This is a genomic window from Streptomyces sp. NPDC005648 (genome assembly GCF_040605395.1).
GTDB lineage: Bacteria > Actinomycetota > Actinomycetes > Streptomycetales > Streptomycetaceae > Streptomyces.
The window spans coordinates 26,231-35,733 of sequence record NZ_JBEXCS010000099.1 but is presented as its reverse complement, the minus strand read 5'-3'; the positions used below and the strand labels follow the sequence as shown (position 1 = coordinate 35,733).

Annotated in this window: 3 protein-coding genes; all 3 read right to left on the bottom strand. The window is 72.1% G+C overall.

The window, feature by feature from the left end:
- The coding region (locus ABZT17_RS37500) for an amino acid adenylation domain-containing protein (protein WP_356355943.1) at window positions 1–4,628 on the bottom strand (4,628 nt) is incomplete at its 3' end.
- A 76-nt stretch (window positions 4,629–4,704) separates the two neighbouring features.
- Window positions 4,705–8,544 (bottom strand): SDR family NAD(P)-dependent oxidoreductase, encoded by a 3,840-nt coding sequence (locus ABZT17_RS37495; RefSeq protein ID WP_356355941.1) that lies wholly within the window; start codon window positions 8,542–8,544, stop codon window positions 4,705–4,707.
- Complete coding sequence (locus tag ABZT17_RS37490; RefSeq protein ID WP_356355940.1) at window positions 8,541–9,332, bottom strand: alpha/beta fold hydrolase; 792 nt, start codon at window positions 9,330–9,332, stop codon at window positions 8,541–8,543. Before ABZT17_RS37490 ends, ABZT17_RS37495 begins: the two co-directional genes overlap by 4 nt.
- Window positions 9,333–9,503 lie beyond the last annotated feature (171 nt).

Sequence of the window (9,503 nt, the reverse complement as noted above, 5' to 3'; positions counted from 1 at the left end):
AGCTCGGCCTGACCGACCGTGACCAGCGGCACGTCCGAGGGGGTCAGACCACCCGCACCCGGCCGCCCGACATGACGCGCCAGACCCTCCAGGGCGGTCTGCCAGAGCAGTGCCAGTTCCTCGACGTCCGCCCGCCCGAGCACGCCGCCCGGGAAGCCGATACGGGCGGTCAGCTCGCCGGAGTGGTCGACGAGCGCGTTGATCTCCAGGGTGGACATCACCGGCATGTCGGCGTCCGGCGTGGCGATCAACTCACCCGCACCTGGCGCCTGGTGGAAGCCCAGCCCGCGCAACTCCTCCGGCATGTCGGCCGCGGTGAAGTGACCGAGGTAGTTGAAGGCGATCTGCCCGCTCGGCTGAGAGGCGAGCAGCGCCGCCGTCTCTTCATTCAGGTAGCGCAGCAGGCCGTAGCCCATCCCCTTGTCCGGGATGCGCAGCACCTGCTCCTTGACGGCCTTGACCACCGAGCCGGCCGCCGAACCACCGGCCAGCGCGTCGTCGAGGTCGGTGTCACCGACGTCCAGACGCACCGGGAACATGCTCGTGAACCAGCCGATGGTGCGGGACAGATCGGCGCCCGGCACCACCCCTTCCTCACGGCCGTGGCCCTCCAGCCGCACCAGCAGCGACGACTCCGCCACACCCCGGCCCTGACGCCACCGCGCGACCGCCACTGCCAACGCAGCCAGCAGACCATCGTTGACACCCGCACGGAACGCCGCCGGCACATCGGTGATCAGGGCACGGGTGACCGAGGTGGGCACCCGCAGCCACACGTACTCCTGCGTGGAGATGGTGTCGACGGTCGCGTCCAGCGCCCGCGTGCCCAGCAGGGGGTCGGGTCCTTCGACGACGGACCGCCACAGCTCCAGCTCCCCCACCCGCTCAGGCGAGGACGCCTCCTCGACCAGGGCGTGCGCCCAGCGCCGCACCGACGTACCCACCGCGGGCAGTTCGGGCGTACGGCCGTCGCGGACGTCCTTCCACGCCGCCGCCAGATCCGGCAGCAGGACGCGCCACGACACCCCGTCCACCACCAGGTGATGCAGCACCACGATCAGCCGGCCCGGGACATCCGCCCCCGCGTCGAACCACACCAACCGACCCATCACACCGGCGGCCGGATCCAACAAGCCCGTCGCGGCGTCGAGTTCGGCCCTCGCCGCCGCCGTCCAGGCCTCGTCCCAGATACCGTCGCACTCCACCCGATGAATCAGGTCCGCTACGTCCACCGAGCCCGGCCCGGACACCACCATGCCGTCCGCAACCAGCCGCGAACGCAGCACATCGTGCCGCTCCCACACCGCCTCGACGGTCGCGGTCAGCCCGGCCTCGTCGATCCCCAGCGGCAGCTCCGCCACCGAAGACATGCTGAACCGGCCGTATCCACCGCCCAGTTCCAGCAGATACCGGCTGATCGGCAGCAACGGCTGGAACCCGGCACCTCCCCCCTCCAACTCCTCCAGGGCCTCCGTGGCGGCGCCGCGTCCGGCGGCCAGCGTCGCGAGTCCGGCCACCGTCCGGTGCTGGAAGATCTCCCGCGGGGTGACCTCCACACCCCGTGCCCGCGCCCGTGAGACGACCTGGATGGAACGGATGCTGTCCCCGCCCACCGCGAAGAAGTCGTCGTCCACACCCACCCGGTCCGCGCCCAGCACCTCGGCGAACACCGCCGCGAGCACCTTCTCCGCCTCGGAGGACGGCTCCCGGTACTTCTCGCCCCGGAAGACCGGCTTGGGCAGTGCCGCGCGGTCGAGCTTGCCGTTCGGGGCCAGGGGCAGCCGGTCCAGCACCACGAACGCCGACGGCACCATGTACTCCGGCAGCCGTCCGGACGCGAACCGGCGCAGCTCGGGTACGGAGACACCTGCCGTGAGGTCGACGTGCAGGTCGCCGATGCTCTCGGCGGCGCCAAGGTCCGTCCCGACGACGCCGACCGGCACCACATAGCCGACGAGCTGCTTGGAGCGTCCGCTGTCGTGGACGGTGACGGCGGCCTGGGCGACGCCGGGGTGGGCGGTCAGGGCCGCCTCCACCTCACCCGGCTCGATCCGCAGACCCCGGATCTTGACCTGGGAGTCACCCCGGCCCACGTACTCCAGCCGGCCCTCGCGGTCCCACCGCACCAGGTCCCCGGTCCGGTACATCCGCGCACCCGCCGGCCCGAACGGATCCGGCACGAACCGCTCCGCCGTCAGGCCGGGGCGGTCGTAGTAGCCGCGCCCGACGACGCCAGCGACGTACAGCTCGCCCACGACACCGGGCGGCACCGGCCGCAGGCTCTCGCCGAGTACGTAGGCGCGCATGTTGCGCAAGGGCTCGCCGATCGGCACGCTGCGCGTGGCGTCCCAGTCCTGTGCCGCCTCGACGGTGAACGTACCGGCGTAGAAACTCTCGGTCTGGCCGTAGCCGTTGACGATGCGCACACCCGGGAAGGCAGCGCGCGCCCGCTCCACCAGCGAACCGGGCAACGCCTCACCCGCGAACACCAACGTGTCCACGGCGACCCTGCCGACGATCTGGTCCAGCATCTCGGAGAACACCGACGGCACCGAACTGACGACACTCCCCCGCCAGCTCTCCCGCTCCGCCAACTCCAGCACATCCCGCACCACTTCGACCACGCCACCACTCGTCAGCGCCGTCATCACCTCGAACACCGACACATCGAAGTTGATGGAAGTACCCGCCAGCATCCGCGAGTCGCGGCCCACTCCGACCACGCTGGCCAGCCGCAGCACGCCGTTGACCACCCCGTGGTGGGTGATCGACACGCCCTTGGGGACGCCGGTGGAGCCGGAGGTGTACATCACATAGGCGAGGTTGTCGGGGTGCAGGTCCACCACGAGGGGGCTGGGGTCGCCGACGTCGAGGTCCAGGTCGTCGAGGAGAACCACGGGGACGTCGTGCCCGGGAAGCGTGGGTGCCGTCGCGGCGTCGGTCAGCAGCATCGCCGGGCGGGCCTGGGAGAGGACCGTGCTCAGGCGTCCACCGGGGTAGCGCGGGTCGATGGGCAGGTAGGCGCCGCCGGACTTCATGATGCCCAGCAGGGCGACCACCAGGTCCGCCGAGCGCGGCAACGCCAGACCCACCACCGACTCCCGGCCCACACCCCGCCCGACCAGGGCACGGGCCAGCCGGTTGGCCCGCTCGTCCAGCTCCCGATACGTCAGCCGCACCGCACCGCACTCCACCGCCGGCGCGTCGGGGTCCACGGTGAGCTGCTGCTCGAACAGTTCCGGGATGGTGAGCGCGGGCGTGTGCGCCGCCTGCCCGGCGAACCTCGCCAGCCGCTCGCGCTCGCCGGGCAGCAGGGCGTCCGTCGCACGGATCGGCCGGTCGGGTTCGGCGAGGAAGGTGTCCAGGAGCTGTACGAAGCGGGCCCCGATGTTCTCCACCGTGACACGGTCGAACAGATCGGTCGCGTACTCGACGACGCACCGCATGCCGCCGTCGGCGGGGTCGACGGCGAAGTTGAACTCGAGGTCGAACTTCGCGGTGTGCGTGGGGACGGCCTCCAGGCGGCCGTGCACGCCGGGAAGGCCGAGGTCGATGCGGTCGTTGCTCTGCCAGGTGAACATCACCTGGAACAGCGGGTGGTAGGCGGTGGAACGCTCCGGGTTGAGGACCTCCACCAGCCGCTCGAACGGCGCGTCCTGGTTGTCGTACGCCGCCAGCGCACGGTCCCGGACCCGGCCCAGCACCTCCCGGAACGACGGAGCACCGGACAGGTCCGCGCGCAGCACCCAGGTGTTGACGAAGAAGCCCACCAGGTCGAGCAGGGCCTCGTCCACGCGTCCGGCGATGGTGGCGCCGATGGGTATGTCCTCGCCCGCGCCCAGGTGGTGCAGCAGCACCGCGAGGGCGGTCTGCATCACCATGGGCGTGCTCGCGCCGTGCGCGGCGGCGATCCGCTCGGCCGCCTCGGCCAGCTCCCGCGGGACGGGGAAGTCGACCATGTCGCCACGGTGATTGATGACCGCGGGCCGCGGCCGGTCGAAGGGCAGCTGCAACTGGTCGGGGGACCCGGCGAGTTCACCTCGCCAGTACTCCAGCTGGACGGCGAGCGGGCTGTCGGGGTCGTCCTCGTCGCCCAGCATCTCGCGCTGCCACAGCGTGTAGTCCCGGTACTGGACCGGCAGTTCCTCCCAGTCGGGTTCCCGGGACTCCAGACGGGCCTCGTACGCCAGGGCCAGGTCCCGGGTGAGCGGCACCATCGACTCGCCGTCGGCCGCGATGTGGTGGATGTTGAGGACGAGGGTGTGCTCCTCGCGCCCCGTGCGGATCAGGGTGGTGCGCACGGGGATCTGGGAGGACAGGTCGAAGTGGTGGGCGACCGCCCGCGCCACCAGGGCGTCCGTCTCGTCGGGGGAGGCCTCGATCAGGGGGAGGTCGAGGCGCAGTTCCCCGGCGGGTACGACATGCTGCGCGGGCACGCCGTCGTCGACGACGAAGACCGTGCGCAGACTCTCGTGCCGGATCACCACGTCACGCAGGGCCGACGCCAGCGCGTCCACGTCCAGCCGGCCGGTCAGGCGCAGCAGGAAGGGGATGTTGTACGTCGCCGACGGCCCCTCGAAGCGGTCGATGAACCACAGGCGCCGCTGCGCGAAGGACAAGGTCGTCATGTGGGGTCTACTCCTCGGTCGGTCGTCCTGCGCAGACGTGGCGTGGTGTGCGGTGGCGGGCCGCCGGATGGGCCGGTCAGCCGACCCGGTGCCGGTCGATCGTCACGGCCATGCCCGCCACGGTCGGGTTCTCGTACAGCTCCTGCGTGCTCACCCGGACGCCGAGCTTCCGGTCGGTCAGCGCGAGCAGCCGGGTGGCCCGCAGCGAGTTGCCGCCGAGCTCGAAGAAGGACTCGTCCCGGCCCACCTGTGCGCGGCCCAGTGCCTCGGCCCAGACATGGGCGAGCCGGATCTCCAGTTCGGTCCGGGGCGGGCTGTGGCGGCGGCCCGGCCTGCGGGGCGCCGTGTCCCTCAGCAGTTGGGCCGTGTCCACGCCGCCGAAGGCGTCCCGCGGTATGCGCGGGACCTCGGCGAGGCGCACCGGCACCGGGAAGTCCGCCGCGCATGCGGCGACGGCGGTGCGGACGTCGTCGCCGGCGACGCCCTCGGCGACGTAGGCGATCAGGAGCTCGCTGACCCGCAGTTGTCGGGCGGCGAGTTCCTCGACGATGTGCGGGTTGTCCGCGTCGAGGCCGATCACCAGGTACGGGTCGGGCAGGGTCAGCGCGTCGAGGAACAGCCTGAGGCCGGTCTCCGGGGCGATCGCCCGGAAGCCGCGGTTCTCGGCCGCGGCCGTCGACTGGCCGCGGTTCATGCCGACCCCGGTCCACAGGGACCATGCCAGGCAGTGCACCGGCCGACGGCGCTCGTGGTGCCAGTGGTCGGTGAAGCCGGGCAGGAAGCTGTTGGCGGCGGAGTAGGCGCCGAACGAATGGCCGCCGAACTCGCCGTTGACCGACCCGAACAGCACGAGCGACGCCTGCGGCCGGGTCTCCAGTGCCCGGGCCACGGCCAGCGTCCCGGTGACCTTGGCGCGGTACTGCTCCGCGTAGGTCTCGGCGCTCTCGCGGGCGATCGTGTGCCGTTCCAGGTCGGCCCACTGCCCGGTCGGGTCGGCTGCCGCCAGGTGCAGAACGCCGTCCAGCGGACGTCCCCAGCGCTCTTCCGCCGCGCCGATCGCCTTCTCCAGCGCGTCCGCGTCGGCGACGTCCACCTGCTCGTGGACGACCGAGTCGGCCGGCCCGAGTGCCCGCAGTTCGGCGAGCCGGGCGGCTTTGGCGCCGTCGGCGGGTGAGCGGCCCACGAGCAGCAGGCGGATGCCGTACGAGGCGATCAGACAGGCGGCGATGTCGTGGGCGATGCCGCCGAGTCCGCCCGTGATCAGGTAGAGCCCGCCCGCGGTCACCGGCGGGCCGGTGACCTCTGCGGTCTCCCGGGCGACAGGGACGAGCCTCGGCTGCCGGCGCTCGCCGCCGCGTGCGGCGACGATGCCCGTACGGCCGGGGTCGGCGAGTTCGGCGCGCAGGGCGGACGCCCAGCCGGCGGTGTCGGCCGGCAGGTCGAGCAGACGCACGGGCAGCGGGGCGGCTTCACCGACGGCGGTGCGCACCAGGCCGGTCAGGGCGCAGACGCCCAGGTCGATGCGGTCGCCCTCGTGCGCGTGCACCGCGCCCCGGGTGACCACCAGCAGTTGCGGGTGGCCGAACTCGCCGTCGGCGAGCGCCGCGACGAGCGCGGTCAGCTCGGCTGTGGCGGTGGCCAGCCGTTCCTCGGGCCCGCCCGTGAGCGACAGCGGCAGCGCGAACACGACGGAGGAGAGGCCGCCGTGGAGGGCGGTCACCGTCGACAGCAGGCGGCGCACCGCCTCGCGGTCGGTCGCCGGAACGCGGAAGCGGTACGGCGACTGCTCCGTGAACTCCTCGCCCCTGCGGACGGTGACGGCCGTCACGTCGATGCCGAGGCGGTCGATGTCGTCGTCGGCGGCGAGCACCAGGCACACCCCGGGGGCCTCGGTCGTGCGGGCGTCCGCGGCCCCGGCGTGGGGTTCGGCGAGCGGCGCCCACTGCCGGGCGAAGAGCCAGGTGTCCTCCTGCGGCTCCTCGTCGTCCGCGGGGGCGGACACCCGGTCGGCGAAGGCACCGGCCTTGAACCGGGCGACCAGCGCGGGCCGTTGGATCTTGCCGTTCGCGGTCTTCGGGAACTCCGCCTCGGTGACCGGGACGATCACATCCGGTGCGATCCCCGACTCGCGGACCAGGACGGCGCGCACCTGTTCGCCGGTGCGGGCCAGCGCGGCGGCCTCCCAGCTCTTCGGTACGTAGAAGACGACCAGTTGGTCGGTCGAGGCGCCGGGCTCGCGGACGCCCACCGCGGCCGAGAAGGTGACCCGTACGCCGTCGACACGCTCGACGACGCTCTCCAGCTCGTGCGCCATGTAGTTGGTGCCGCGGACGATGATCTGGTCCTTCTTGCGTCCCGCGATGACGACCTCGCCCTCGTGGACGAAGGCCAGGTCCCCGGTGCGGAACCAGCCCTGCTCGTCGAACCCCTCCCGGTTGGCCTCCTCGTTGCGGAAGTACCCGGCCATGATCGTGGGGCCGGTGATGCGCAGCTCGCCCATGCGGCCTTCGGGCAGGACCCGCCCGGCGTCGTCGACGACGCGCAGGCGCACTCCGGGGATCGGGCGGCCGACCCGGGTCAGGACGACGGCGTCCCGGTCCGCGGGGTCGAGGTGGCGGATGGTCGAGCCGAGCGAGGCCGGGTCGATGGCGACGGTGCCCGCGGTGTGGTCCTCGCGGCTCTGGCGGGTGTAGGTGACACCCGAGCAGGTCTCGGACATGCCCCAGCAGGGGACCATCGCGTCGGCGGGCAGCCCGTACGGGGCGAGGAGTTCCAGGAACCGCCCGCTGGTCGCAGCGACCACCGGCTCGCCGGCGTTGACGACGTCCCGCAGCCGGGTCAGGTCCCAGGAGCGTCCGGCGATCTCCGCGGCCCGCTCGCTCACCAGCGCCATGGCGAAGTTGGGCGCCCAGGTGTTGGTGACGCGGTAGCGGTCGGCCCAGTCGAGCCACAGCAGCGGGTCGGACAGGAAGTGATCGATCTTGGCGTTGACGTGCAGGCACTGCAGGAACACGTCGCGCACGTTGTAGTAGACGACCGTGACGTGGTCGAACGGCATCCAGATCAGGCTGATGTCGTCGGCGGTCAGGCCGCAGTGCTGGATGACCGCGTAGGTCCGGGACACCACGCTGGAGTTGGTGTGCTGGACGCACTTGGGTACCCCGGTGCTGCCCGAGGTGAGCAGGTTCAGCACCGGCGAGTCGGGGGTCGCCGGGAACCACGCGGTGTCGGCCTCGTGCCGGGCGAGCTCCTCGACGGTCAGGACGCGCACGTCCGGCTGGTCCCAGAGCGCTCGCACCCCTGCCAGGGCGGGCTCGGTGGCCGCGTCGGTGATCAGGACCGGGCGGTCGAGCAGCTGCCAGGCCCCGCGCAGCTTGCGGTTGGCCTCGTTCTCCGTCGTGTACGTCGTGGCCACGGCCACCGGGGTCGGCACGAAGCCGCCGAGCACCGAGGCCCAGAAGGCGGTGAGATAGCCGCGGTTGGAGCCGAAGACGAACAGGGCGGCGTCCCCGGGCCGAAGGCCTGCGGCGCGCAGCCCGCCGAGCACGTGCTGGGCCTCGTCGAGCAGCTCGGCGTAGGTCTGCAGGACGTCGTCGTTGCCCTCAGTGATGTACACCGTGCCCTTGTCGGGAGCCTGTTCGGCCGCCCGGCGCAGCCCCTCCTGCAGGGTGCGGGGAGCGTCGTCGGGCAGGTGTACGTCGCCGCCGTACAGGTCGGCCGCGGGCAGCTCCGCCCGGCCGAACGGACACTCCGCGGCGGGCTCGGCGACCGGCTCCGTGCGGCGCGGGCGCGGCTGTGCGGCGGCCCGTACGCCCTTGCGGGCGACGGCGGCCGCGTCGTGGACGCCGGGTACGGCACCGACCGCCTCGGTCAGGGCTCGCAGGACGTCCTGGTCCATCGGGTCCAAGGCGCTCATGCGGTCCTCCCGGCCGCCGCGGGGGCGGGCATCCGGCCGACGATGAAGGAGACCACGGGGGCGGGGTCCTCGATGAAGTAGAAGTGGCCGCCGGGGTGGAACTCGGCGGTGAACGCGCCGGTGGTCTGCTCCCGCCACCGCATGACCTCGGCGCGCGGTGCCCGCGGGTCCGCGTCGCCGCACAGCACGGTGATCGGGGTGTCGAGCGGGGTGCCCGGTTCCAGGCGGTGCCGCTCCCAGAGCGTGAAGTCGGCCCGCAGGACCCAGAGCATGGCCTCCATGGCGTCCTCGTTCTCCACGAGTTCCTCGTCGACGCCGCCCAGCGCGACGATCTCGGCGTGGAAGTCCTCGTCGGAGAGCTGGTGCAGCTGCCGTATCGCGGAGGCGCCCGGCGCGGGCTGTGCGGACAGGAACAGCTGCTCGGGTCCCCGTGCGCCACGGTCGCGCAGTGCGCGGGCCAGTTCGAAGGCGAGCGTGGCGCCCCCGGAGTGCCCGAAGAACGCGAACGGCAGGTCGAAGACGGGGCGCAGCGCGTGGGTGAGCACGTTCACCAGCGGACCGACCTCGGTGAACGGGTCCTCGGCGATCCGGTTCTGCCGCCCGGGCAGCTGCACGGCGACCAGCTCCATGTCCGGGGGCAGCAGTGCGGCCCAGTCCGCATAGGCGGCCGCGCCGGCTCCCGCGTGCGGGAAACAGATCAGCCGGCGGGTGGCCTTCAGCCGTTTGGCACGCCATATGTAGGGGCTTTCGGGAGCCAGTTCCTGGATTTCCATTTTCAACGGAATCATCTGCGGGTTACTCCTCGCACGGTTTTCTTGTACGGGAAACCGGCTATACGGGAACCGGCTGCACGGGAAGTCGATCTGGAAGACCGGTCCGCGGAAAACGCGCAGACTTTCCTTGAATCCACCCCCGTATGACGTCCCATACCTTCCGCCCTGCGCGGCGCCGGAGTCAAG

Bases quoted from the DNA above. Each gene is read 5' to 3' on its own strand.
- ABZT17_RS37495 (WP_356355941.1), bottom strand. From the start codon at position 8,544: ATGAGCGCCTTGGACCCGATGGACCAGGACGTCCTGCGAGCCCTGACC.
- ABZT17_RS37490 (WP_356355940.1), bottom strand. From the start codon at position 9,332: ATGATTCCGTTGAAAATGGAAATCCAGGAACTGGCTCCCGAAAGCCCC.